This is a genomic window from Pseudoxanthomonas sp. Root65, assembly GCF_001427635.1.
Classification (GTDB): domain Bacteria; phylum Pseudomonadota; class Gammaproteobacteria; order Xanthomonadales; family Xanthomonadaceae; genus Pseudoxanthomonas_A.
On the sequence record NZ_LMHA01000001.1, the window covers coordinates 2,241,424 to 2,265,798 of the forward strand.

Here is a 24,375-nt window from a genome sequence, read left to right on the forward strand (position 1 = left end):
CTTGCGCGGTCACGGGCGAGGTGCTGCAATCGGCGCCAGTCAAAGGGAGTGTCGTGCCATGCGCCAGGTATCGCGTCTGTGGTTGCTCGTCGTGTTCGTCGCACTGTTGTCCGGCTGCGGCTACAACACCATCCAGCAGAAGGACGAAGCGGTGAAGGCCGGCTGGTCCGAGGTGCTCAACCAGTACAAGCGGCGCGCCGACCTGATTCCCAACCTGGTCAAGACCGTGCAGGGCTACGCACAGCAGGAGCGCCAGGTGCTGACCGACGTCACCAATGCGCGTGCGCGGGTGGGCCAGATCCAGGTCAATGCCGACGATGCCGCCTCGCTGCAGCAGTTCCAGCAAGCGCAGGGAGAGTTGTCCAGCGCGCTGTCGCGGCTGCTGGTGGTCACCGAGAACTATCCCAACCTCAAGTCCGACCAGTCCTTCCGCGACCTGCAGGCACAACTGGAAGGCACCGAGAACCGCATCACCGTCGCGCGCGGCCGTTACATCCAGACCGTGCAGGACTACAACACCTACATCCGCCAGTTCCCGCAGCTGATCACCGCCAAGATCACCGGCGCGAAGGAAAAGCCCAACTTCACCGTCGAGAACGAAGCCGCGATCTCCGAAGCGCCGGCCGTCGACTTCGGTACGCCGGCACCGGCCGCGCCGCAGGCCCCGGCGCCACCGCCTGCGCCGTCGCCCGGCAACTGATCTGCATCCCGGCGCTCCCATGCTGCGCGCGCTGGCGCTCTGCCTGCTGCTGATCGTCGCGCCGGCATGGGCGCAGACGTTGGCGGCGATTCCCGCGCTGGACTCGCCGGTGGTCGACACCACCGGCACGCTGGATGCCGCGCAGACCCAGCGCCTCGAACAGCAGGCCCTCGCGCTGCAACAGCGCAAGGGCAGCCAGCTGCAGGTGTTGATGGTGTCCACCACGCAGCCGGAGACGATCGAGCAGTACACGCAGCGCGTGTTCGACCAGTGGAAGCTGGGCCGCCAGGGCGTCGACGACGGCGTGCTGCTGCTGGTGGCCAAGGACGATCGCCGCGTGCGCATCCAGCCCGGCTACGGACTGGAGGGCGCCATTCCCGATGCGATCGCCAACCGCGTCATCCAGGAATACTTGGCGCCGAAGTTCCGCGCCGGCGATTTCGGCGGCGGCATCGCCGACGCCACGGCGACGCTGGTCAAGCTGATCGACGGCGAAGCCCTGCCTGCACCGGTGAGCACCCATCGCGAGCCCGGTGGCGGCCGCGGCGGCAACTGGTTCTTCGCGCTGTTCGCGGCCTTCATCGTGGCAACGATCGTGCGCGGCCTGTTCGGGCGGTCGTCCGCGGGGCTGCGCGGGTTGTTCACCGGGAGTGCCGCGGCAGGCGTCGCGCTGCTGCTGTCGTCGCTGATCCCGGCCGGCATCGCCGGTGTGTTCGGGTTGCTGTACGGACTGGCGTCGGTCTCCACGCGCGGCGGCTATGCGCGCCACCGCGACTGGGGTGGCTGGGGCGGCGGCGGTTGGGGAAGCGGCGGCGGTTTCGGCGGCGGCGGGGGAGGCTTCGGCGGAGGCGGCTGGGGCGGCGGTGGCGGCATGTCGGGAGGCGGTGGCGCCTCGGGGAGCTGGTGATGCGTCTGCTGCGCCATCTGTTCGCCTCCTCGTCGCGCCGGCTGTTCCCGGAGGCCAGCCTGCAGCGCATCACCCAGGCCATCGCGGCGGGGGAGCGGCTGCATCGCGGCGAGGTGATGTTCGCGGTGGAAGCCAGTCTCTCCCCGGCGGCGGTGCTGGCGGCGCTGACGCCGCGCGAGCGTGCGCACGAGGTGTTCGCCCGCCTGCGTACCTGGGATACCGAGGCCAACAACGGCGTGCTGATCTATCTGCTGCTGGCCGACCACCGCATCGAGATCGTGGCCGATCGCGGACTGACGGGCCGGGTGGACGACGCGGAATGGAGCCGGGTCTGCCGGCTGATCGAGGAGGAGATGCGCGCCGGCCATCCCGAGCAGGCCGTGATCAAGGGCATCCGCGCGGTATCGGAACTGCTGGCGGTGCACTGGCCGCAATCGGACGCACATCCGGACGAGGACGAGCTGCCCAACCGGCCGCACCTGCTGGATTAGGCGCCCTCGGGCACGCGCAGTCATCCACGCACGGACCGGGTGGGGCAAAATAGCCCATCCCCACCGGCCACGCCGAGGCGCATGATCTACCTCCACCAGATCGATCCGATCATCTTCTCGCTGGGCCCGGTCAAGCTGCACTGGTACGGCCTGATGTACCTGCTCGCGTTCGCCACCGCCTGGTGGCTGGGGCGCATGCGCGCGTCGCAGGGGCGCCTGCCGGGCATCAATGCCGATGCGTTCTCCGACCTGATGTTCTACGCCATGCTCGGCGTGGTGCTGGGCGGGCGCATCGGCTACGTGCTGTTCTACGGTTTCAGCACGTTCCTGGACAACCCGCTGTCGATCCTCAAGGTGTGGGAAGGCGGCATGAGCTTCCATGGCGGGCTGCTCGGCGTGATGGCCGCGGCGCTGTGGTGGTCGCGCAAGCACCGGCTGCACTTCTTCGACACCATGGATTTCGTGGCGCCGCTGGTGCCGCCCGGGCTGGGGTTCGGCCGTCTCGGCAACTTCATCGGCGCCGAGTTGTGGGGCAAGCCGACGGAGGCGGGCTGGGGCGTGATCTTTCCCACCGATCCCGCGTTGCGCACGCTGGATGCCGCACAGTTGCAGGCGCAGTACGCCGCGGGCGCGCTCGATCCGTTCGCGCGCCACCCATCGCAGCTCTACCAGGCCTTCCTCGAAGGCGTGGTGATGTTCACCGTGTTGTGGCTGGTGTCGCGCAAGCCACGCCCGCGCTACCTAGTCTCCGGCCTGTTCGCGCTGATGTACGGCGTGTTCCGCTTCCTCGTCGAGTTCGTGCGCGTGCCGGACGAAGGCGTCTATGTCGCCTTCGGCTGGCTGACCAAGGGGCAGATCCTCAGCGTGCCGCTGGTGCTGCTGGGCCTCTACCTGCTGTGGCGGTCGCGTCGCGCGCCGACCCTGCAGCCCGTTGCACCTCCGCCGGTCGCCGGCAAGGAAGCCGTATGAAGCAATACCTCGACCTGCTGCGCCACGTGCTGGAGCACGGCGCTGAGAAGTCCGACCGCACCGGCACCGGCACGCGCAGCGTGTTCGGCTGGCAGATGCGCTTCGACCTCAACGAAGGCTTCCCGCTGGTCACCACCAAGAAGCTGCACCTGCGCTCAATCATCCACGAGCTGCTGTGGTTCCTGAAGGGCGACACCAACATCGCCTACCTCAAGGACCACAAGGTCGGCATCTGGGACGAGTGGGCCGACGAGAACGGCGAGCTGGGCCCGGTGTACGGCAAGCAGTGGCGCAGCTGGGAAGGCGCCGACGGCAAGACCATCGACCAGATGCAATGGCTGGTGGACGAGATCAAGCGCAATCCCGATTCGCGCCGGCTCGTCATCAGTGCGTGGAACGTGGCCGAACTGCCGAAGATGGCGCTGATGCCGTGCCACTCGCTGTTCCAGTTCTACGTGGTCGATGGCAGGCTCAGCTGCCAGCTGTACCAGCGCAGCGGCGACATCTTCCTGGGCGTGCCGTTCAACATCGCCAGCTACGCCCTGCTGACGCACATGGTGGCGCAGGCCACGGGACTGGGCGTCGGCGACTTCGTGCACACGCTGGGCGACGCGCACCTGTACTCGAACCACTATGAGCAGGCGCGCGAACAACTTTCGCGCGAGCCGCGCGCACTGCCGACGCTGCACCTGAATCCCGACGTCACCGACCTGTTCGCCTTCACCTTCAACGACATCGAGATCCATGGCTACGACCCGCACCCGGCGATCAAGGCGCCGGTGGCGGTCTAGACCTGTGCGCGTCTCGCTGATCGCCGCCCTCGACCGCCACCGCGCCATCGGTCGCGACAACGACTTGCCATGGCGCCTGCCCGACGATCTGAAGCGCTTCAAGGCGCTGACGCTGGGCAAGCCGGTGCTGATGGGGCGCAAGACGGCCGAATCCCTGGGGCGTGCATTGCCGGGCCGACTCAATCTGGTGCTGACCCGGAGCGGTCGTGTCCCGTTCGAGGGCATGCAGGCGGTCGCCTCGGTCGACGATGCACTCAGCATCGCGGCGGAGCAGGGAAGCGACGAGCTCTGCGTGATCGGCGGTGGCGAGGTCTATGCACTGACGCTGGACCGCGCCGACGTGCTGCACCTGACCGAAGTCGACACCGTGGTAGAGGGCGCGCATGCGTTCTTTCCGGCGTTCGATCCCGCGGACTGGCGCGAGGTATCGCGCGAAGCGCATCCGGTGGATGCCAAGCACGCGCTGGCGTTCGATTTCGTGGAGTATCGACGCGTTTGACCGGACGTGGCGTGCGCCGTGCGCACGAGTGCGCGGTAGCGGATCCATACGGTCGTGCGCGCAGCGCACGCGACGTCAATCCTTCGGCAGTTCGCCCTTCGGTGGCGGCGGCACGTCGCGACCGGGCACCTGCACCAGTTCGATATCGTCGGTATCCAGCCGCAACGCGGTGAGCTTACCGCCCCACACCGCACCGGTATCGATGGCATGCACGCCGTGGCCAATCATCAGGCCCAGGGTGGACCAGTGGCCGCAGACGATCTTGAGGTCGCGCTCGGCGCGCCCCGGCACTTCGTACCACGGGTACAGGCCCTGGGCCTGACGGCCCGGTGCGCCCTTTTCCTCGATCGCCATGCGCCCGCGCGGGGTGCAGTAGCGCATGCGGGTGAGCACGTTGATGATGGCGCGCGAGCGGTCGTGGCCCGACAGGTGCGGCGCCCAGTTCGGCTTGTCGCCGTACATGTTGCGGAACAGCTTGCGGTAGGCGTTGCCGTGCAACTGCTGCTCGACTTCGCGCGCGTGCTTCTCGGCGAGCGTGGTGGTCCATTTCGGCGCCAGGCCGGCATGCACCATCATCCAGCCGAGATCGCGGTCCAAGTGCACCAGCTTCTGCAGGCGCAGCCAGTCCAGCAGCATGCGCGCGTCGTCGGCCAGCACCACGCGCTGCAGGTCGGGATTGACCTTGCGCTGCTCGTCCGGCGAGCGCTCGCCTATCGCGAGCAGCGACAGGTCGTGGTTGCCCAGCACCACGACGCTGTGATCGCGCAGCGAATGCACCAGCCGCAGCGTTTCCAGCGACTGTCCGCCGCGGTTGACCAGGTCGCCGCAGAACCACAAGCGGTCCTGCGCGGGATCGAAGCGGATCTTCTCCAGCAGACGCTGCGTGGCGTCGTAGCAGCCCTGCAGGTCGCCGATGGCCCAGACCGTCATCGCGGCGGGCTCAGTGCAGCGTCCGCGGAACGGACAGGGTGAAGGTGGCGATGGGGGCGTCGAAGCGGGTGCCGTCGTCGGCCAGCATGTCGTAGCGTCCCTGCATGGTGCCCAGCGCGGTTTCCAGAACGGCGCCGGAGGTGTAGCGGAAGTCTTCGCCCGGCCTCAGCCAGGGCTGCTCGCCGACCACGCCTTCGCCTTCCACTTCCTCCACCTTGCCGTTGGCGTCGGTGATGACCCAGTGCCGGCGCAGCAGTTGTGCCGGCACGCGGCCCCGGTTGTGGATGCGGATGGTGTACGCGAACACGTAACGCCCATCCTCGGGCGCGGACTGGTCGTCCAGGAAGCGCGTGGCGACATCCACGTCGATGGCGTAGTCGGGGGAATCCATGCGGCAAGTGTATGCAAACGCAGGTAAAAGCGGAAACAACGCCATGCGGCGTCGCGCGGTCACTCTTCCGTCGGCAGGTTGGCGAGGCGCACGAACCCGTCCACGTCGATCTGTTCGGCGCGTGCATCCGGGCGCAGGCCGGCCGCTTCGATCTGCTCGGTCGTGCAGGTGCCGCCCAGCGCATTGCGCAGGGTCTTGCGGCGCTGGCCGAAGGCGGCGCGCACGACCTCCTCGAAGCGCCGGGGATCGGCGATGCCGATGGCGGCCGCATCGCGCGGCACCAGGCGCGCCACTGCCGAGTCCACCTTCGGCGGCGGCCGGAATGCGCCCGGCGGCACGACGAACAGCGAATCCACGCGGCAATACGCCTGCAGCATCACGCTGAGCCGGCCATAGACCTTGCTGCCCGGTTCGGCGGCCATGCGGTCCACGACCTCCTTCTGCAGCATGAAGACCATGTCGTGGATCGACGCGGCGTGTTCGATGGCATGGAACAGGATCGGCGAGGACAGGTTGTAGGGCAGGTTGCCGACCAGGCGGATCTGCGTGTCGCCGGCCAGCTTGCCGAAGTCCACGTCCAGCACGTTCTTGTGGATGATGGTCAGCCGCCCGATGCCTTCGGAAGCTTCCATCAGTGGCGTGATCAGGTCGCGGTCGAATTCGATCGCAGTCAGTTCGCCGTGCTTCCGCAGCAGCGGGAAGGTGATCGCGCCCTGGCCCGGTCCGATCTCCGCCAGGCGGTCGCCGGGCTGCGGGTTCACCGCCATCACGATCTTGTCGATATAGCTGCGGTCGGTCAGGAAGTGCTGGCCGAGGGACTTCTTGGGAGGAGCCTTGAAGGACATGGGAGGGGCGAGCCTTTGGGAGCAGAAGTGAGTGTGGAGAAGTGAGGAGTGAGCAGAGCAGGCGGGAGCGACGGAGGCGCGACATCTCCCTCACTCCTCACTCCTCTCCACTCACTCCTCGCCGTAACGCCATGCGCGCGCAGGTGGCGACGGCGGCGAACAGGCTGGACGGATCGGCGACACCCCGGCCGGCCAGGTCGAGCGCGGTGCCATGATCGACGGCCACGCGCGGATACGGCAGGCCCAGGGTCAGGTTGACCGCCCGCTCGAAGCCGCTGTACTTGAGCACCGGAAGGCCCTGGTCGTGGTACATCGCAAGCACCGCATCGAAGCCGCGCAGCTTCTGCGGAAGGAAGGCGGTATCGGCGGGAAGCGGCCCTTCCAGGCGTATGCCGTCCGCGCGCAGCTCATGCAGCAGCGGCTCGATGACGTCGATTTCCTCGCGCCCCAGATGCCCGGCCTCGCCCGCATGCGGGTTGAGGCCGAGCACGGCGATGACGGGATCGGCGATGCCGAAGCCGGTGCGAAGCGCGGCATGAGTGATGCGCAGCACCTGTGCCAGCGCGTCATGCGTGATGGCACCGGGCACCTCGCGCAGCGGCAGGTGCGTGGTGACCAGCGCGACCCGCACGATGTCGTTGGCCAGCATCATCACCACCGGGCAGCGCGCGTGTTCCGCCAGCAGTTCGGTCGTGCCGCTGTAGGCGATGCCGCCGGCGTTGATCGCGGCCTTGTGCACGGGGCCGGTCACCAGGCCATCGAGTTCGCCGCGGAGGCAGGCATCGGCCGCCAGCGTCAGTGCATCGATGACGGCGCGGGCATTGCGGGGATCGGTCTTGCCGAAGATGTTCGGCGCCGCGTTCGGCACCGGATGCAGGCGCAGGTCGCCGGGTAGCGTGGCGACCTCGTGTTCCTGCAACAGCCGCAAGGGCAGCCGGAGTGCGTCGGCGGCCGCACGCAGCGTGATGGCGTCGCCGAAGGCGAGCAGGGTGCAGTCGCTGCGGGGACGCTGTGCCAGCCGCACGCACAGCTCGGGTCCGATGCCGCCAGGCTCGCCCGGAACCAGCGCCAGCCGGGGCATCATGTCAGCCGCCCGGTGTGGTCTCGGCGCGATCGCCGCTGCGGAAGTTCACGTAGGCTTCGCCGCGCAGTTCCTGCAGGTAGCGGTTGTACTCGTCCTCGGCCTTGCGGCGGCCGATGGTGTCGCGCACCTGGGCGCGGCGGTTCTGGTCGGTCACATCGGTCTGGCGGCTGCCGACGCGCTGCACGATGTGCCAGCCGGCATCGGTGCGGAACGGCGCGCTGACCTGGCCATCCTGCAGTCCGGTGACTTCCTTGCCGAAGGCCGGGCCGAACGCATCGGCCGGGAACCAGCCCAGGTCGCCGCCGTCCTCGCGGCTGTTCGCGTCTTCGGTGGATTCCTTCGCCACCGCGACGAAGTCGGCGCCGCCGGCGATGCGCGCGCGCAGGGTGTCGATTTTGGCCTTGGCGGCGGCCGCGTCCTGGGTCGGGGTGATGCGCACCAGGATGTGGCGCGCGTTGTATTCCTCGACGGAACGCTTCTCGGCCTGCGCGGCATCGCGCACTTCCACCAGCTTCAGCAACTGGAAGCCGCTGGGACCGCGCAGCGGGCCGACCACCTGGCCGGGCTGCATGTCCTTGAGCATCTGCACGAAGGCCGTCGGGATCTCGTCGACACTGCGCCAGCCCAGGTCACCGCCTTCCAGCGCGTTGGGGCTGTCGGAGTAGCGCACGGCGGCGGCGGCGAAATCCAGTTCGCCCTTGTCCACCAGCGCCTTGACGCCATCGATCTTGCCCTGGCCGGTGCTGATCTGCTCGGCACTGGCGCCGTCGGGCAGGCCGACCAGAATGTGCGCCAGACGGTACTGGGTGCCACTCGCCGCCTGCGCGGCCAGGGCGGCGTCGACTTCGCCTTCGCTGACATTGATGCGGCTCTGCGCGAAGCTCTGCTTCAGGCGCTGGATGGTGATTTCGTCGCGCAGCGAATTGCGGAACTCGGGGAACGACATGCCGTCGGCTTCGAGCCGCTGGCGCAGGCCATCCGGCGTGGTGCCGTTCTGCTGGGCCACCGCGTTGACCGCGTTGTTGAGGTCGGCATCATTGACGCGGACGCCGGTTTCGGCGGCGCGGGCGACCTGCAGCTTGACCAGCACCAGGCGCTCCAGCACCTGACGTTCCAGCACCGCACGCGGCGGCAGCTGGCCGGGCTGGTTGGCGTACTGGGCGAGCACGTTCTGCACGGCACGGTCCAGTTCGCTCTGCAGCACCACGTCCTCGTTGACGACGGCGGCTATGCGGTCGAGCGGCTGCAGCGTCTGCGCCAGCACCGGCGTGGCGGCGGTCGAGACGGCCAGCAGGCCGGCGATCAGGAGGCGGGAAAACGGCTTGGTCATGGCATCGGATCCGGAGCGTAAGTGGAGTCGTCCGGACGCGGCGCGATATTGCTCGGTGGGACGAGATAGAGGTCGTCTCGGTAGTAGCCGAGGATAGCACGGCGCAGGGTGCGGTCCGTGTCCTGGCCGGCCGAGCCCAGGCCCTTCAGGATGAACTCGACCTGGAAGCCGGTGTTCATGTCGCCTTCGCGGTTGCGCACGTAACGGCGCACCAGCGCACGCACCGCCAGGCAGCAGCTGTCCCACTGGACGCCGGCCACGCCTTCCAGCAGGCCGGGCTCGATGCCGCGTGCTTCGTCGCGGTAGAACGAATGGTAATAGCGGCCGACCACGCTCCATGCCGGCGTGACCGGGTACAGGAACGAGAAATCGGCCTGCTCCAGCAGGTCGCGGCGGCGGCGGTAGCTGAGGTTGACTACGCCGTCGTCCGGCAGCAGGTAGCGCGCGCGCACGCTGGCCAGGTCTTCGCGGCGGAACTTCGGGTCCCACTGGTACGACGCGCCGATGGTCCAACGATCGGTCGGCGCATAGTTGGCGTCTGCTACCCAAGCCGACTTGCCCCTCTCCAGCGGCACCTCACCGGGCAGGACAACACGGCTGTCGTCGAAGTAGCGGATCTGGCCAAGGCTGGCCGACAGCCGCTCGAAGCCATCCTTCTGCCGCAGCAGGCGCGTGGTCAGCGCCAGGGTCAGCTGATTGGCATCGGTCTGGCGGTCGGGTCCGGTGTAACGGTTGTCGCGGAACAACTGACCGTAGCTGAAGTTGAACGGACGCGTGTCGAAGATCGGCAGGCCGTCCTGCTCGCGGTACGGCGCGTTGAGGTAGAACAGCCGCGGTTCCAACGTCTGCAGGAAGCGATCGCCCTTGACCTCGGTCTCGCGGTCGAAGTACACGCCGGCATCCAGCGAGCCGATCGGCAGGCTGCGGCTGGGGGAGCGGTCGTAGAACTGGGCAATCTGGGCCGGCGTAAGCTGGTTGGCGGGGACGCCGAAAGCATCGACGGCGCGGCCGGTCGCAATCTGTTGCGCCAGATCGCTTTCCAACCGGTACTCCGTGTGGCGATATGACAGCGTGGGCGTGACATACCAAGCGGCGCCTTGAATTGGGAAGGAAACCGTCGGCTTGATGTCGATGCGGCTGCCACCCGCCTTCTCATCGTGCTGGAATTTCACCGCTTCCGCATGCCCACCCACCGTGACCCAGCGGCTCAAGGGCTGGCTCCAGTTGAGATAGGCGCGTGGCAGGCGGTTGTAGGGCAACGAACTTTCGCGGCTCAGGTAGTCCGACAGCTGCCAGTGATCGGCCATCAGGCCGGCGGTCCAGTACTCGCCCGCCCCGTAGACGCCGGCCGTGCTGGTCACAGACGAGAACGCCTGGCCATAGAGCGAATTGCCGAAGTCTTCCTGGTAGCGGGCATCGCTGAGCCAGGTCAGGTTCGCGCGCGCCTGCCAGTTCCGGCTGAAACGGTGGGAGCCTTCGTACGAGATGAAACCGCGGCCGTCGTCGGGATCCGGGTTGTTCGGGTTGAGCGGGTCATAGTCCGCTTCGGTCATGCGGTCGCGGACCAAGTCGTCCTTGGTCATCCAGGTGCCCTGGATCTCGCCGCGTCCGTTCTCGTACAGGTAGCGGAACTCGGCGCCCATCTGGAAGCCGCGCTCGCTCATGTAGCGCGGTTCCAGGGTGGCGTCGTAATTCGGCGCCAGGTTCAGGTAGATCGGTTGCTTCCAGTCGAAGCCGTTGCGCCCCGACAGGCCGATCGCCGGGTACAGCAGGCCGGTGTGGCGCTGGTCGTCGATCGGAAACTTCAGGTAGGGCACGTACAGCACCGGCACCTTGCCGAGGCGGATCGTCGCGCCGCGCGCCACGCCCCAGCCATCGTCGGTATTGATGTCGATCCGCCGCGAACGCAGTTCCCAGCGGCGGTCCTGGGGATCGCAGGTGGAATACGTGGAGTGCTGCAGGCTGCCCTGCGGCCCCTTCATGTCGATGCGGTCGGCGCCGCCGTTGCCGCGCCGGTCGACCAGCTGGTAACGGACGTTGTCGATCTGGTGCGTATCGGCGTCCTGGTCGCCGCGCGCGCTGTCCGCGATCAGGCGGATGCCGGTGTCCTGGTAACGGATGTGGCCATCGGCGACGTAGGTGTCGTTCTCCTGGTCGTACTTCAGGTTGTCGGCGCCGAGGAACTGGTCGCCGCGACTCAGGGCCACGTTGCCTTGGTACTCCAGATTGGTCTCGGTGCCGCCCAGGCTGTCGCCTTCGATCGACGTGGGCTGCTCGGCGCGCTGTTCGCGCGTGACCTGCGGCGTGGCGGACGCAGCAGGCGGCGCCGCGCCGTCGAAGGCCGGGATGACGTCCTGGATCGGGCAGAGCGCCCAGCTTTCAGGCTTCTCATCGTCGGCCATGGCGGGCAGGCACAGGGCGATGCTGAGGGGCAACGGGAGCAGGCGGAGGGCGGTGCGCACGCGGTGCTTGACTCGCTGTCGGACGAAAAACGGCCGTTAGCTTGCCGCATCCCATGCATGCGGGCAATGAAGGCCTCCGGACGGTGTGGGTCGGGGTTCAGCGACTGCCCGGTGCACCTTCCGGCGTCAGCGCAGCGCGTCCACGTGGACCTTGGCGCAGTCGCGCAGGGCGTCCAGGTCGTAGCCGCCCTCGAGCATCGAGACCACGCGGCCGCCGGCATGGCGGTCGGCGAGGGTGCGCAGTTGCCGGGTCAGCCAGCCGAAGTCCTCGGTCTCCAGCATCAGGTCGGCCAGCGGGTCGCGCATGTGGGCGTCGAAGCCGGCGGAAATGAAGACCAGTTGCGGCCTGAAGTCCTCCAGCGCCGGCAGCAGTTCGTCCGCCCACGTGTTCTGGAAGCGGAAACCGCCGCTGCCGGGCGGCAGCAGGGCATTGAACACGTTGCCCACGCCGCGCTCGTAGGGCGCGCCGCTGTGCGGGTAGATGCCCGATTCGTGGCTGCTGAAGTAGGCCACGCGCGGGTCGTTGTAGAAGATGTCCTGGGTGCCGTTGCCGTGGTGGACGTCGAAATCGATCACCGCCACCCGTTCCAGCCCGTGCTTGTCGCAGGCGTAGGCCGCCGCCACGGCGATGTTGTTGAACAGGCAGAACCCCATCGCCGCGGTGCCGGTCGCATGGTGGCCCGGCGGGCGCACGGCGCAGAAGACGGTCCGGTCCTCGCCGTTCATCACCGCGTCCACCGCCGCCACGCCGGCACCGGCCGCCCGCAGCGCGGCCGCGCGCGAGGCCGGACACATCACGGTGTCGGGGTCGAGCATGCGGTAGCCGGCGACGTCCGCTTCCAGCACCTCGTGCACCATCGCGTCGTCATGCACGCGGCGCAGGTCGCCGAGTTTGGCGATGGGCGCCTCGCGCCAGTCGGCGTCGGCGTGGTGCTGGCGCAGGGCCTCCAGCACCACTTCCAGACGGGCGGGCCGCTCCGGATGTTCGGGGCCGGGGTCGTGCAGCAGGCAGGCGGGGTGGGTATAGATGATCACGGTGCCGGCGTCGTCCCGAGAGTGGCGCAAGGGGCCCTCCGCGGTGGGAGGTCGGGGCCATTCTAAGCGCGGCCTCCGGGCCGCCGGCATTCGACCTTCGGGGGCGGCATGGGATGACGCCCGTCGTTGCGAACATCCCCGCCGCCGCGGCCCGCCGACCTTCCATGGGAGCGCTGCATGGACGCGAGGCGGTTCTGGACCGGTCGCGCGAAGACATCGCGGGCATGGCCCGCTGCTACGGCGACGTGGAGTTCTGCAGGCGCGCCGCGTGGGAACGGCTCAGGAATGCCGCCGTTCGTGCTTCCACAGCACCTCGCCCTGGCCGTCGGCGCGGGCCAGCACGCGGGCCAGTACGAACAGCAGGTCGGAGAGGCGGTTGAGGTAGCGGATCGCTTCCGGCCGCACCGCGTCATGCCGCGCCAGAGTGACGGTCTCACGCTCGGCGCGGCGCACGATGGTGCGGGCCAGATGACAGCGCGAGGCCGCCTCGCCGCCGGCCGGCAGGATGAAATCCTTCAGCGGCGGCAGGTCGTCGTTGTAGTGGTCCAGCTGCTTTTCCAGCGCATCGACATCGGCGCCAGTGATGGCGGCATGGCCGGGGATGCACAGCTCGCCGCCCAGGTCGAACAACTGGTGCTGCACCGTGGTCAGCAGCGCGCGGATGTCGTCCGCCACGCTCGGCACCGCCAGCAGCACGCCGATGGCGGAGTTGGCCTCGTCCACCGTGCCGTAGGCGGTGACGCGCGCCGAGTCCTTGCCCACGCGGGTGCCGTCGCCCAGACCGGTGCTGCCGTCGTCGCCGGTGCGGGTGTAGATCTTCGAGAGGCGGTTGCCCATCGGTTCGCGGGTCCGGTCAGTCGACGGTGCGGCCGTGCGGCCTGGCCAGGCGCACGACCTGCTCGACCAGCACATGCACGATCACCGCCAGGCCCACGTAGATCGCGGCCACGCGCAGGTACGGCACATACCAGTCGGAGAAGTTCTTCCACCAGCCGGCGAACGTCGGCTCGCTGACCACCGGGCTAAGCCAGTAGAAGCTCCCTTGGCTCAGCAGGTGGCAGACGGTGACCGAGGCCAGCAGGCTGCCGACCAGCAACGCCAGCGTGCGGCCGTGGTTCGCGGTCTGGTAGCGGCGCAGCAGCGCGCCGCCGGCCCACATTGCGCCGTAGGCCGGCAGCAGGAACCAGTACGCCGGCGACACGCAGTAGTGCGTCCAGAAGTTGATGCCCTGGCCGCTGATGACGAGGTAGTCCACCACGACGGCGGCGGCCATGAACAGCGGGAACGCCCAGCGCGACCAGCCGCGCAGGTAGTAGCCGCCGATGAAGAACGCGGCCCAGCTGGCATCGGGCAACGGGCCGATGTGGCCGAACGTGGTGGGCAGGTGCAGGCGGGTGAGGACCAGCAGGGCGGCGACCAGCGTCAGCACGAGGGCGCGTTGGGAAGAGGTGTTCATCGGCACGGTTCCGGAGACTCAGCCCCGCATTCTACCGGAGCTTGCCGGGGCGATGCCGTCCACGGGGTCGCGAGGGGCGGAGCGGTATCATGACCGCATGAAAGAACGGCATGACGTGGTGATCGTGGGGGGAGGACTGGTGGGCGCCAGCCTGGCCATCGCCCTGGACCGTCAGGGACTGGACGTGGGGCTGGTGGAGGCCAGCCCGCCCGGGCAGATGCCGGCGGTCTTCGACCAGCGCAACCTCAGCTTCGCCGCTGCGACGGTGAACGCGTTGACGGCGCTGGGCGTGATGCAGCAGTTGCGCACGCCCACCGGGCCGATCCGGCGCATCCACATCAGCCGGCAGGGCGACTTCGGGCGGGTGAAGCTCGACGCGCAGGACTATGGTCGTGACGCCTTCGGCCAGGTCGTGGTGGCGCGCGACTTCGGCGAAGCGCTGGAAGCCCGGCTGGCCCAGGTCCCGCGGCTCACCCGCTACCGGCCGGCGCGCTTCGTCGGCTTCGCGGCGGACGAGGCGGGTGGCCGCGTGCTGCGGATCGCCGATGCCGAGGGCGAGCGTGCGTTGCAGGCCCGGCTGGTGGTGGCGGCCGACGGCACCCACAGCGCCGTGCGCGAGGCGCTGGGTATCGGCGTGGACGAACACGACTATGGCCAGACCCTGTTCGTCGCCCGCGTGCGCGCCACCCAGGCGCCGGACGGCACCGCCCACGAGCGCCTGTGCGATAGCGGCCCGACCGCGCTGCTGCCACGCGGCGATCGTCACTGGGGCGTCATCCATGGGGTGGCGCGCGAAGACGCCGATGCCGTCGCCGCGCTGGACGAAGCCGCCTGGCTGGCGCGCTTGCAGCACGCCATCGGCTGGCGCATCGGCCGGGTGACCGGCAGCGGCGAGCGCAGCGCGTACCCCATCATCCGTGTCGTTGCGCAGCGACTGGTCGCCGAGCGTGCGGTGGTGCTGGGCAATGCCGCACAGACCATCCATCCGATCGGCGCGCAGGGCTTCAACCTGGGCCTGCGCGATGCCTTGACGCTGGCCGAAGAGATCGCGCGCCGTGACGACCCGGGCGATGCCGCCAGCCTGGCGGCCTACGCTGCGCGCCGCACGGAAGACCGCGAGCGCACGCTGTCCTTCTCCGACGGCCTGGCGAGGCTCACCTCGAATCCGTCGTCGCTGCTGAAACCGCTGCGCAGCCTGGGCCTGCTGGCGGTGGATGCGCAGCCCTCACTGCAATCGTTCCTGGTCGGCGGCGCGATGGGCTTCCGCGGCGATGTGCCGGCGCTGTGCCGGGGAGAGGCGGCATGAAGCGGCGGGGACAGATCGATGTCGCCGTCGTCGGCGGCGGCGTGGTGGGTGCCGCCTGCGCGCTGTTGCTGGCGCGCGAAGGCCTTGAGGTAACGCTGGTCGAAGGTCGCGAGCCGCCGCGCTGGTCGCCGGCGTCGCCGGACCTGCGCGTGTATGCGTTCGCGCCCGACAACGCCGCATTGCTCGACGACGCCGGTGCATGGAACAGCATCCGCGACGCGCGCGCGCATCCGTATCGACGCATGCGGGTGTGGGATGCCGGCGGTGGCGGCGAACTGCGTTTCGATGCTGATGCGCTGGGCCGCACGCAACTGGGCTGGATCGTCGAGAACGCGCTGCTGGTCGACCGGCTGTGGGCCGCGCTGCCGTCGGCCGGCGTGCGGGTGCGCTGCCCCGCGCGCGTGGAGGCGATGGAACAGGACGAGAGTGGCGTGACGCTGCGGCTGGACGACGGCACGCGCCTCGATGCGCGGCTGGCGGTGGCGGCCGATGGCGCCGATTCCACGCTGCGTCGCCTGGCCGGGCTCGACGTCGCCGCGCATGAGTACGCGCAGCGTGGCGTCGTCGCCTTCGTGCGCACCCGGCACCCGCACGAGGAGACGGCGTGGCAGCGCTTCCTGCCGAGTGGCCCGCTGGCATTCCTGCCGTTCGCCGACGGCCTCAGTTCGATCGTCTGGACCCTGCCCGACGACGAGGCGCAGCGTGTGCTGGCGTTGGATGACATCGCCTTCGGCTGCGAACTCACGCTGGCCATGGGCGGCCAGTTGGGTGAGGTGGAAGCCGCCTCGCCGCGCGTGGCGTTCCCGTTGAAGCGGCAGCTGGCGAAGGACTATGTCGCCGGCCGCGTCATCGTCGCCGGCGATGCCGCGCATGTGGTGCATCCGCTGGCCGGGCAGGGCGTCAACCTCGGCCTGCGCGATGTGGCCGCCTTGCGCGACGGCATCCGCACCGCCCAGGCCAGGCGTGCCGACTGGGCGGCGCCGCATCGTCTGGAACGCTGGGCACGCCAGCGCCGCAGCGAGAACGCGACCGCCGCCTACGCCTTCGAGGGCATCAACCGCGTGTTCTCCACCGACGAGATGCACCTGACCCTGCTGCGCGGTCCGCTCCTGGGTCTGGCCGGCCGGCTGCCGCCGCTGGTGGACTTTTTCTGGCGGCACGCGGCCGGGCAACGCGCGCGCTGACGGCGGCATCGCGCCGCATGCGGTAGCCTCGCGGTTCCCGCCCGAGGCTGCCTGCGATGAGCGACCCGCATTCCTCTCCCGATCCCTCGCGTCGTCGCCTGCTGGGCGCCTTCGGTGCGGCCGGCCTGGCCGGTCTGATGCCTTCCGCCCGCGCCAGTGCAATGCGTCCACTCGGCGTGGCCCTGATCGGTCTGGGCTACTACAGCCGCGACCTGCTGGCGCCGGCGTTGCAGATGACGAAGCACTGCCGGCTGGCCGGCATCGTCACCGGCTCCCCGGCCAAGGCGGAAGAATGGCAGCGGCGGTACGCCATCCCGGACCGCAACGTCTACGACTACGCCGGCTTCGACCGCATCGCCGACAACCCCGATATCGATGTCGTCTACATCGTGCTGCCCAACCACCTGCACAAGCCGTTCACCCTGCGTGCGGCCGCGGCGGGCAAGCACGTGTGGTGCGAGAAGCCGATGGCGATGGACGCGGCGGAAGCGCGCACGATGATCGACGCCTGCCGACGGCACCGGGTACAGCTGACGATCGGCTACCGCATGCAGCACGAACCCAATACGCAGGCGGTGATCGCGCTGGCCAAGACCCGGCCGTTCGGTCGTCTGCAGCGCATCCACGCCGAAGCGGGATTCCGCGGCTTCGACGATGCGAGCGGCGATCCATGGCGGCTGGACCCGGCGCGCGGCGGCGGTGCGATGTACGACATGGGCGTGTACGCGCTCAACGCGGCGCGCTACACCACGGGTGCCGAACCGGTCGCCGTCACCGCCACCGCGTCGGTACAGCGGCCGGAGATCTTCCGTGGCGTCGACGAGACCATGCACTTCCGGCTGGAGTTCCCGGAGGGCGTCGTCGCTCAGTGCGAAACCAGCTTCGGCCGCAACCTCAACCGGCTGCGCGCCGAATGCGCGGACGGCTGGTACCACCTGTCCCCGTTCCAGGCCTACGAAGGCGTCCGTGGCGAAGCCAGCGACGGGCGCCGTTTCGACACGATGATCGGCCCGACGCCTGCACAACAGGCGCGGCAGATGGATGCCGATGCGCTGGCGATCCGGGAGGGCCGTCCGCCGCGCGTTCCCGGCGAGGAAGGCTGGCGCGACATGCGCGTACTGGATGCGATCTTCGCGTCCGCGCGCTCGGACGGAGCGCGTGTGGAGATCGCGGCCGGCTGAGCGGGGTCAGCCGGGAATGAACGGAAACATGATCTTCAGCAGCCCCTTCAGCCCGCCTTCGGCGGTACTGGCCACGGCTTTGGCGCCGAGGCTGTTGAGCGCGTTGCGCGCGTCCTGCCAACGCAGTTTGGTGACGTCCTTCTTCAGCAGGTCGGCGACTTCCTCCGAGGTCGGCGTCAGCGCCTTCAAGGCCTCGGTGATGGCGGCCGGGTCGGGCTGCAGGAAACCCCAGCGCTCGGCGATGGCCAGCAGCGTGTCGAAGCGCACCGCCACGACTTCGCGGTTGCGTTCGTAGACCGGCAGCGCGCCGACATCGAGGATGGCCTGCTCGAACTGCTGGTGGTCGTCCGGATGTTCGACACGGATGGCGAGGAAGCCGTCCTTGCGGCTGCGCTCGCTGACGTGTTTCGCGCCGGACTTCAGGTTGGCCTCGGTCAGGGCGCTGGCGACGATACGCTGCAGCGCGGCATCGCGCTCCTCCGGCACCAGCGCACGCCAGCGTGCATAACCATCGCGGCGCAGTGCCTTGATCTTGGCCGGCGTCACCCGCAGCTTGCCGGCGACGGTGAAGTTGGATTCGTCGCGACCGATGGCGCCGTCGCGCTCCAGCAACACGAAGATCAGCAGTTCCAGGTCGCGCTTGGTGAGCGACTGGAAACCCTGCAGCAGGGTCAGGCGCAGGAACTCGGTGCCGAAGGCGGCAGGGTCCTTGAGTTCGAGGGGCAGCATGGTCGGTCTCCGTGTCAGGCAGGCATCTTGCCACGCGGGGGTGTCAGCACCTGAGACCCCGGCGGAACCGCGTCACAGGCCGGTTTCGCGCCCGGGGATCGCCACCCGGAAGGCCTCGATCGCACCGCGATCCTGCAGGGTGACGAAGACCGTGCGCCCCTCCGGACCGCCGAAGGCCACGTTGGTCGGCTTCTGTCCCTTGAGCTTCACTTCGCGCAGCAGTTCGCCCTGCGGCGACACCACCGCCACCGTGCCGGCCCCGTAGCGCGCGATGTACAGATTGCCCATGCTGTCCGTGCGCATGCCGTCCAGCCCGTGGTCGTCGAAGGCGATCAGCAGGCGTTTGCCGGAGATCTCCCCGCTGCCGTCCAGGTCGTAGGCCCACACGCGGCGCTGCACGCTCTCGTTGACGTACAGCACGTCGCCCTTCGGGCCGACTTCCACGCCGTTGGTGGTGCCCATGCCGGTTTCCAGCAGGGTCGCCTTGCCGTAGGGCAGGATGCGCCACAGCTGGCCGGTGCCACTGCGCCAGTCCGGATCGCTGGCGTAGAACATGCCATTGGGCGCGAACGCGATGTCGTTGGGCTGGTGCGCGCCCGGCAGCGTGGCGAACACGCCCACCGAGCGGTCGCGCGGATCGACGCGCAGGACCTGGTGTCCGGTGTAGTCGGCCACGTACATGAAGCCGTCGGCATCGAAGCGGATGCCGTTGCCGGTGCTGCCTTCGGGCAAGGTCATGAACAGCGCCGCGCGGGCGTTGCCGTCGGCATCGAAGCTCACCCGCCCGAGGGTGCCGTCGCGGCCGAAGCTCACCGCGTACAACGCGCCATCGGGGCCGAACGCCGGTCCCTCGATGCCGGCACTGAAGACGCCGTCGCCGACCACGTCGCGGGCGACATGCAGCAGTTCGTCCGACGCGGTACGCCGGATGTCGCCGGTGTGGACGCAGCCCGTCAGTGCGGCGGACAAGGCCAGTGTTGTGATGGATTTCGACAGCGTCATCCGTTTCCCCTCGGGTGGCGTGCAGGTGGCCTGGTATGTCAGCCGGGCGTGGCGAACACGGTGATCTCTTCGCGGTCGTGGTAAAGCTGGCGCGCGCGGACTTCGAGCGGTCGCCCCGCCTGGTCAGCGAAGAGGTCCAGGCACAGCTTGGTCTCGTCCCAGCGCTTCTTCATCGGCAGCTTGAGGTTGAACACCGCGTGCCGGCACCAGCCTTCACGGAACCACTGCGCCATGCGCTCGGCCACGCGGCGCGGCTGTTCGACCATGTCGCAGACCATCCAGTCCAGTGGCTGCGTGGGTTTCCAGTGGAAGCCGTCGGCGCGCAGGTGTTCCACCAGTCCGGTCGCCAGCACGTGCTCGCGCAGCGGACCGTTGTCGACACTGGTCACGCGCAGGTGGTGACGGGTCAGCACCCAGGTCCAGCCGCCTGGCGCCGCGCCCAGATCGGCCGCGGTCATGCCGGGCTTCAGCAGCGCGTCGCGCTGGCGTTCGTCCAGCAGCGAGAGGAAGGCTTCCTCCAGCTTCAGCGCCGAGCGCGACGGCGCATCGGGCAGCAGCTTCAATCGCGGGATGCCGAGCTGCCACGGTGCGCTGTCGCGCGCGTCGGCGACGCACAGGAACAGATGGTCGCCCTGCACGAACACCACATGCAGGCGCGGCAGCCGCGCGTCTTCTTTCTCGCTCAGGAACCCGGCCTTGCGCAGCGCCGGACGCAGCGCATTGCCGAAACTGCGCGCCAGGCCGGCCAGCGGCTTGGCGCTGTCGGAATCCGGGTGCTCCACCCACAGGTCGCCATAGCGTCCGGCACCGGCCAGCGCGGCGAGCAGCGGCGTGATGCGGTCCTTCGGGTCGATGCCACGCAGTTCGGCGAGCAGGCGCAGCTTCTGTCGGGCGAAGATCAGGTCGCGCCAGGGCAGCGCACGATCCAGTGCCTCGGCCTGTTCGCAGACCAACACGACATGGCCGTCGTTGCGCTGCGCGCGCGCATAGCCGGCGAACCCGGCCAGCGCGGCGCGCTCGGTCAGTTCGGCAGCAAGTTCGGGTTCGAATCCCTGGCGGCAATAAGCCAGCAGGCCGGTCGTCGATGACATGGCGCGGTCGCGTGAAGCGGAGGGCTGCGGCTCCAGCCGCGAGGACAGGGTACAGGAGAAGCCGGGTGCGATGGCTTCCCGACGCGTCGCTCAGTACGTGTCGCCGCCGGATTCGCCGTACTGCTTGAGCACCGCGCGTGCGTCGTCGCGACGCAGGTCGCGCACGACCTCGATGCCGCGCGTGGTGAGCTCGCCGATCCAGTCCGCCGGCAACGGGCCTTCGTCGAACTCGGTCAGTTCCATCACGTCCTCGGCGCGCGCGCCGATCAGCAGGCGGTCGATGCCGGCCCAGATGGTGGCGCCGTAGCACTGGCAGCACGGCTGCGACGAGGTGGCCAGCACCACCGGCGCCAGCACATCGTTGAGGCGTGGCGTCTGCAGGCGCTGCTGCGCCAGCATGTAGGCCATGGTCTCGGCATGCGCCAGCGAACAGGTGTGCGGCATCACGCGGTTCACGCCCAGGGCGATGACGCGATGGTCCGGGCCGAACACCACCGCGCCGAACGGGCCACCGGTGTTGGCGTCCACGTTGCGACGCGACAGGTCGATGGCCAGCGCGACCTTGTCTTCGTCGCTGGCATAAGTCGCCGACGCATCGACCAGGTCGTGCGTCCAGGCGGGCAGGGTCAGGTGGATCTGTTGATAGAGCATTACGGGGTGGGAACTTTCAGGGAAGAGGAATCGGATTCGCAGCGGCCGCTGACGCACTGGCAGGCGGTCACGTCGGCGAAACCGCAGACCCCCATGCGGCCGCTGGCGGCGCACTGGGCCTGTACGCCCTGCGGATCGGTGGGGCTGTCCTTGTTAACGCAGGCCGGCATCGCGCCGCAGCAGTTGCCGACGTTTTTCACCGCACAGTCCGCGCTGGTCCTGCAGGCGTAATCCACTGCGATCGCACCGGCCTCGCGTGGCGGCAGGTTCCCGCCGGTCGGCTTGGGCGTCGGCGTCGATGCGGGGGGCGGATCGCCGGCTCCGTCATCGGAGGCCGCGGGTGCCGCGCAGCCCGCCAACGCGAACAAGAAAAGACAGGACAGCAGGGCAGGCAGCAGGCGCAGCGCGATGCGGGACATGGCGGACTCCTTCCTCGGTGGTGGTACGCGCCAGCCTGCCCTCCGCCGCCTCAAGAGGCGGTGAAAGGTGCCGGCATCAGGCCTTGGTCGCCCAAGTGTCGCGCAGGGTGACGCTGCGGTTGAACACGGGGCGCTCCGGGGTGTGGTCGTAGCGGTCCGCGACGAAGTAACCCGTGCGCTCTAACTGGAACGACTGCTCGGGCGTGGCGCTGGCCGCCGCCGGCTCCACGTAGCCGGTCACGGTGCGGCGGGAGTCCGGGTTCATGTAGTCGCGGTAGGTCTTGCCTTCCGATTCGTCATCCGGGTTCGGCACGGTGAACAGCCGGTCGTACAGGCGGATTTCCGCGGCGACGGCGTGCTGCGCGCTCACCCAGTGGATGGTGCCCTTGATCTTGCGCTCGGCGCCGGCCATGCCGGGACGCGACTCCGGGTCCAGCCAGCCGCGCAGTTCGACGATCTGGCCGGCGTCGTTCTTGATCACTTCATCGCAGCGCACGATGCCGGCGCCGCGCAGGCGCACTTCGCCGCCCGTGGTCAGCCGCTTGAAACCCTTCGGCGGCACTTCCTCGAAGTCCTCGCGCTCGATCCACAGTTCGCGCGAGAACGGCACGCTGCGCTGGCCGAACGACTCGTCCTTCGGGTGGTTGGAAAACGTCAGCGTTTCCTCGTGGCCTTCGGGCAGGTTGGCCAGCACCAGCTTGACCGGATCGACCACACCCATGCGGCGCGGCGCGGCAGCGTCCAGGTCCTCGCGCAGTGCGCCTTCCAGGATCGAGATGTCCAGCAGCGAATTCTGCTTGCTGATGCCCACGCGATCCACCATCAGGCGCAGCGCGGACGGCGTGTAGCCGCGGCGGCGGATGCCCTGCAGCGTCGGCATGCGCGGGTCGTCCCAGCCATCGACCAGATTGTCGTTGACCATCGCCAGCAGCTTGCGCTTGCTCATCACCAGGTAGTTGAAGTTCAGGCGCGAGAACTCGATCTGGCGCGGCTTGCTGGCTTCCTTCGGCAACCCCTTGACGAGCAGCGGCGCCAGCAGATCCGGCGAATTCGCCAGGTCCACCTTGTCCACGCACCAGTCGTACAGCGGGCGGTGGTCTTCGAATTCCAGCGTGCACAGCGAGTGGGTGATGCCTTCCACCGCATCGCTCAGCGAGTGCGCGTAGTCGTACATCGGATAGATCGGCCACTCGTTGCCCGTGTTCTGGTGCTCGACGTGCTTGATGCGGTACAGCGCCGGATCGCGCAGGTTGATGTTGCCGCTGGCCATGTCGATCTTCGCGCGCAGGGTGCGCGCCCCATCCGCGAACTCGCCCGCGCGCATGCGACGGAACAGGTCCAGGTTCTCTTCCACGCTGCGGTCGCGGTACGGCGAGTTGCGGCCGGGCTCGGTCAGCGTGCCGCGGTATTCGCGTACGTCCTCCGCGCTCAGGTCGCAGACGAAGGCGTCGCCCTGGCGGATCAGCTTCTCGCCGGCCAGGTACAGCACCTCGAAGTAGTCCGAGGCGTGGCGCAGGTCGTGCCAGTCGAAGCCCAGCCAGCGCACATCGTCCTGGATGGCGCGCACGTATTCCGGGTCTTCCTTGGCCGGATTGGTGTCGTCCAGGCGCAGGTTGCACACGCCGCCGAATTCGCCGGCGATGCCGAAGTCCAGGCAGATCGCCTTGGCGTGGCCGATGTGCAGGTAACCGTTGGGCTCGGGCGGGAAGCGCGTCTTCACCGCCGTGTGCCGGCCGCTGGCCAGGTCCTCGCGCACGATCTGGCGGATGAAGTCCCGTTTTTCGGGCGCGGCATCGTCAGCAGGAGGGGCGGGGCGGGCAGCGTCGTCGGACATCGGGGGCGGACAGGCGGGGAAAGGCGCAAGTTTAGCCGGTCCCGTGGCCGCGCTGGTCTATCCTGAACCGCCCCGAGCCGCAGTGATCCCCGCATGAGCCTTCCTGTCCTGGTGATCGGCAACAAGAACTACTCCTCCTGGTCGCTGCGGCCCTGGCTGCTGCTGCGGCACTTCGGCGTGGCCTTCGACGAGGTCAGGCTGTTGCTGGATACGCCCGGGTTCGCCGACGGGGTCCGGCACCACTCGCCCACCGGCAAGGTGCCGGCGCTGCACGATGGCGGGGTGCACGTATGGGATTCGCTGGCCATCTGCGAATACGCCAACGAGCGCTGGCTGGACGGCAAGGGATGGCCGCAGGACCGGGAGTCGCGCGCGCTGGCCCGCGCGGCGGCGGCCGAGATGCATTCGGGCTTCGTGGCGCTGCGCACGCAGCTGCCGATGAACAGCCGGCGCACGCCCGACGCCTACCGCTGGGACGCCGCCGCCCAGCGCGACATCGATCGCGTGCAGGACCTGTGGCGACAGTTGCGTGAGGCACATGCTGGGGATGGCGACTTCCTGTGCGGCGGGTTCGGCATTGTCGACGCGATGTACGCGCCGGTGGCGATCCGCTTCGAGGGCTACGGGGTGGAGGTGGACGCCACCGCGCGCGCCTACATGCAGGCGCTGTTCGCGCTGCCGGCCCTGCGCGAGTGGCGCGAGGCGGCCGCGGCGGAAACTGAATCGGTCGCGGCCACCGATGCCGTGCGCGCTCCGCTGTAACGGACGCGCGGTGTAGGCTGGAGCCGGAGGACACATCCATGCGCGTGGTCTACCTGGCCGACAACCTGTTCGACGCCCACCTGGTCAAGCACGCGCTGGAGGAGGTGGCGATCCCGGCGTTCGTGTTCGGCGAATCGCTGCTGGGCGGGATGGGCGAACTGCCGCTGTTCGGCGTGCTGCGGGTGTGCGTGCCGGACGCCGCGTTCCCCGAGGCGGAAGGCGTCGTACAGGCGCTGGGGCTGGAATCGCGCGGCGATGGCCCCATCTTGGAAGGCGACGACGAAGGCGCCGGCCTCCTGCCCGCCTGATCCGTCTTCCCCCACGAC

25 protein-coding genes and 1 pseudogene are annotated in these 24,375 nt (G+C 69.0%); 11 read left to right on the top strand and 15 right to left on the bottom strand.

Annotated features, from left to right (window positions below; all coding sequences use genetic code 11):
• The first annotated feature begins 58 nt into the window (after nucleotides 1–58).
• The 6 genes from ASD77_RS09965 to ASD77_RS09990 all read left to right on the top strand — a co-directional run bounded on the left by ASD77_RS09965 (nucleotide 59) and on the right by ASD77_RS09990 (nucleotide 4,357).
• Entirely contained in the window at nucleotides 59–700 is a 642-nt protein-coding gene (locus ASD77_RS09965) for a LemA family protein (RefSeq protein ID WP_055940527.1), read from the top strand.
• Between the two features lie 19 nt (nucleotides 701–719).
• Complete coding sequence (locus tag ASD77_RS09970) at nucleotides 720–1,607, top strand: TPM domain-containing protein (RefSeq protein WP_055940530.1); 888 nt, start codon at nucleotides 720–722, stop codon at nucleotides 1,605–1,607.
• Nucleotides 1,607–2,098 (top strand): TPM domain-containing protein, encoded by a 492-nt coding sequence (locus ASD77_RS09975; RefSeq protein ID WP_055940533.1) that lies wholly within the window; start codon nucleotides 1,607–1,609, stop codon nucleotides 2,096–2,098. Before ASD77_RS09970 ends, ASD77_RS09975 begins: the two co-directional genes overlap by 1 nt.
• A gap of 81 nt (nucleotides 2,099–2,179) precedes the next feature.
• A complete protein-coding gene (gene lgt, locus ASD77_RS09980; protein WP_055940536.1) occupies nucleotides 2,180–3,067 on the top strand; it encodes a prolipoprotein diacylglyceryl transferase in 888 nt (295 codons plus the stop codon).
• Entirely contained in the window at nucleotides 3,064–3,858 is a 795-nt protein-coding gene (locus tag ASD77_RS09985; RefSeq protein ID WP_055940539.1) for a thymidylate synthase, read from the top strand. Before lgt ends, ASD77_RS09985 begins: the two co-directional genes overlap by 4 nt.
• 4 nt (nucleotides 3,859–3,862) lie before the next feature.
• Nucleotides 3,863–4,357 (top strand): dihydrofolate reductase, encoded by a 495-nt coding sequence (locus ASD77_RS09990; RefSeq protein WP_055940542.1) that lies wholly within the window; start codon nucleotides 3,863–3,865, stop codon nucleotides 4,355–4,357.
• Nucleotides 4,358–4,432: 75 nt separating this feature from the next.
• Here ASD77_RS09990 and ASD77_RS09995 read toward each other — a convergent pair whose 3' ends face one another.
• The 9 genes and pseudogenes from ASD77_RS09995 to ASD77_RS10035 form a co-directional block, all read right to left on the bottom strand.
• Complete coding sequence (locus ASD77_RS09995) at nucleotides 4,433–5,287, bottom strand: symmetrical bis(5'-nucleosyl)-tetraphosphatase (protein ID WP_082563202.1); 855 nt, start codon at nucleotides 5,285–5,287, stop codon at nucleotides 4,433–4,435.
• A gap of 10 nt (nucleotides 5,288–5,297) precedes the next feature.
• Nucleotides 5,298–5,678 (bottom strand): Co2+/Mg2+ efflux protein ApaG, encoded by a 381-nt coding sequence (gene apaG / locus ASD77_RS10000; protein WP_055940544.1) that lies wholly within the window; start codon nucleotides 5,676–5,678, stop codon nucleotides 5,298–5,300.
• A 59-nt stretch (nucleotides 5,679–5,737) separates the two neighbouring features.
• On the bottom strand, nucleotides 5,738–6,523 hold the full coding sequence (gene rsmA, locus ASD77_RS10005) for a 16S rRNA (adenine(1518)-N(6)/adenine(1519)-N(6))-dimethyltransferase RsmA (protein WP_055940547.1): 786 nt from the start codon (nucleotides 6,521–6,523) through the stop codon (nucleotides 5,738–5,740).
• A gap of 97 nt (nucleotides 6,524–6,620) precedes the next feature.
• Complete coding sequence (gene pdxA, locus ASD77_RS10010) at nucleotides 6,621–7,607, bottom strand: 4-hydroxythreonine-4-phosphate dehydrogenase PdxA (protein WP_055940550.1); 987 nt, start codon at nucleotides 7,605–7,607, stop codon at nucleotides 6,621–6,623.
• A 19-nt stretch (nucleotides 7,608–7,626) separates the two neighbouring features.
• A pseudogene (locus tag ASD77_RS10015) lies at nucleotides 7,627–8,937 on the bottom strand (peptidylprolyl isomerase); the annotation flags it as partial.
• Nucleotides 8,934–11,399 carry an LPS-assembly protein LptD gene (lptD, locus tag ASD77_RS10020; RefSeq protein ID WP_055940556.1) on the bottom strand — a complete coding sequence of 822 codons (2,466 nt, stop codon included), beginning with the start codon at nucleotides 11,397–11,399 and terminating at the stop codon, nucleotides 8,934–8,936. The gene lptD and the pseudogene ASD77_RS10015, both read right to left, overlap by 4 nt.
• Nucleotides 11,400–11,525: 126 nt before the next feature.
• Nucleotides 11,526–12,434, bottom strand: coding sequence for a histone deacetylase family protein (locus tag ASD77_RS10025; protein ID WP_055941251.1), 909 nt, complete (start codon nucleotides 12,432–12,434; stop codon nucleotides 11,526–11,528).
• Between the two features lie 279 nt (nucleotides 12,435–12,713).
• The gene (locus ASD77_RS10030) at nucleotides 12,714–13,271 is read right to left on the bottom strand and encodes a cob(I)yrinic acid a,c-diamide adenosyltransferase (RefSeq protein WP_055940559.1); all 558 of its coding nucleotides are present in this window, start codon (nucleotides 13,269–13,271) and stop codon (nucleotides 12,714–12,716) included.
• Between the two features lie 16 nt (nucleotides 13,272–13,287).
• The gene (locus ASD77_RS10035) at nucleotides 13,288–13,890 is read right to left on the bottom strand and encodes a hypothetical protein (protein ID WP_055940562.1); all 603 of its coding nucleotides are present in this window, start codon (nucleotides 13,888–13,890) and stop codon (nucleotides 13,288–13,290) included.
• Nucleotides 13,891–13,987: 97 nt separating this feature from the next.
• Here ASD77_RS10035 and ubiH point away from each other — a divergent pair, with 97 nt between their 5' ends.
• Genes ubiH through ASD77_RS10050 form a run of 3 tightly spaced genes read left to right on the top strand, consistent with a single transcriptional unit; the run spans nucleotide 13,988 to nucleotide 17,561 of the window.
• Nucleotides 13,988–15,196 carry a 2-octaprenyl-6-methoxyphenyl hydroxylase gene (ubiH, locus tag ASD77_RS10040; RefSeq protein WP_055940565.1) on the top strand — a complete coding sequence of 403 codons (1,209 nt, stop codon included), beginning with the start codon at nucleotides 13,988–13,990 and terminating at the stop codon, nucleotides 15,194–15,196.
• Complete coding sequence (locus tag ASD77_RS10045) at nucleotides 15,193–16,380, top strand: UbiH/UbiF family hydroxylase (protein ID WP_055940568.1); 1,188 nt, start codon at nucleotides 15,193–15,195, stop codon at nucleotides 16,378–16,380. Before ubiH ends, ASD77_RS10045 begins: the two co-directional genes overlap by 4 nt.
• Nucleotides 16,381–16,436: 56 nt before the next feature.
• Nucleotides 16,437–17,561, top strand: coding sequence for a Gfo/Idh/MocA family oxidoreductase (locus tag ASD77_RS10050; protein ID WP_055940571.1), 1,125 nt, complete (start codon nucleotides 16,437–16,439; stop codon nucleotides 17,559–17,561).
• Nucleotides 17,562–17,567: 6 nt separating this feature from the next.
• On the opposite strand, the gene ASD77_RS10055 is transcribed toward ASD77_RS10050, so the two are convergent.
• The 6 genes from ASD77_RS10055 to ASD77_RS10080 form a co-directional block, all read right to left on the bottom strand.
• Nucleotides 17,568–18,290 carry a hypothetical protein gene (locus ASD77_RS10055; RefSeq protein WP_055940574.1) on the bottom strand — a complete coding sequence of 241 codons (723 nt, stop codon included), beginning with the start codon at nucleotides 18,288–18,290 and terminating at the stop codon, nucleotides 17,568–17,570.
• Nucleotides 18,291–18,362: 72 nt separating this feature from the next.
• Nucleotides 18,363–19,292: an SMP-30/gluconolactonase/LRE family protein gene (locus ASD77_RS10060; protein WP_055940577.1), complete on the bottom strand. Its 930-nt coding sequence runs from the start codon at nucleotides 19,290–19,292 to the stop codon at nucleotides 18,363–18,365.
• 38 nt (nucleotides 19,293–19,330) lie between these two features.
• Complete coding sequence (gene rlmM / locus ASD77_RS10065; RefSeq protein ID WP_055940580.1) at nucleotides 19,331–20,383, bottom strand: 23S rRNA (cytidine(2498)-2'-O)-methyltransferase RlmM; 1,053 nt, start codon at nucleotides 20,381–20,383, stop codon at nucleotides 19,331–19,333.
• Between the two features lie 90 nt (nucleotides 20,384–20,473).
• Nucleotides 20,474–21,034 (bottom strand): nucleoside deaminase, encoded by a 561-nt coding sequence (locus ASD77_RS10070; protein WP_055940584.1) that lies wholly within the window; start codon nucleotides 21,032–21,034, stop codon nucleotides 20,474–20,476.
• Entirely contained in the window at nucleotides 21,034–21,453 is a 420-nt protein-coding gene (locus ASD77_RS10075; RefSeq protein WP_055940587.1) for a hypothetical protein, read from the bottom strand. Before ASD77_RS10075 ends, ASD77_RS10070 begins: the two co-directional genes overlap by 1 nt.
• Before the next feature lie 76 nt (nucleotides 21,454–21,529).
• Nucleotides 21,530–23,287, bottom strand: coding sequence for a glutamine--tRNA ligase/YqeY domain fusion protein (locus ASD77_RS10080; protein ID WP_055940589.1), 1,758 nt, complete (start codon nucleotides 23,285–23,287; stop codon nucleotides 21,530–21,532).
• Between the two features lie 93 nt (nucleotides 23,288–23,380).
• Here ASD77_RS10080 and ASD77_RS10085 point away from each other — a divergent pair, with 93 nt between their 5' ends.
• Nucleotides 23,381–24,049: a glutathione S-transferase family protein gene (locus tag ASD77_RS10085; RefSeq protein WP_055940592.1), complete on the top strand. Its 669-nt coding sequence runs from the start codon at nucleotides 23,381–23,383 to the stop codon at nucleotides 24,047–24,049.
• 38 nt (nucleotides 24,050–24,087) lie between these two features.
• Nucleotides 24,088–24,357, top strand: a complete 270-nt coding sequence (locus ASD77_RS10090; RefSeq protein ID WP_055940595.1) for a DUF2007 domain-containing protein — start codon at nucleotides 24,088–24,090, stop codon at nucleotides 24,355–24,357.
• Nucleotides 24,358–24,375: the final 18 nt, after the last annotated feature.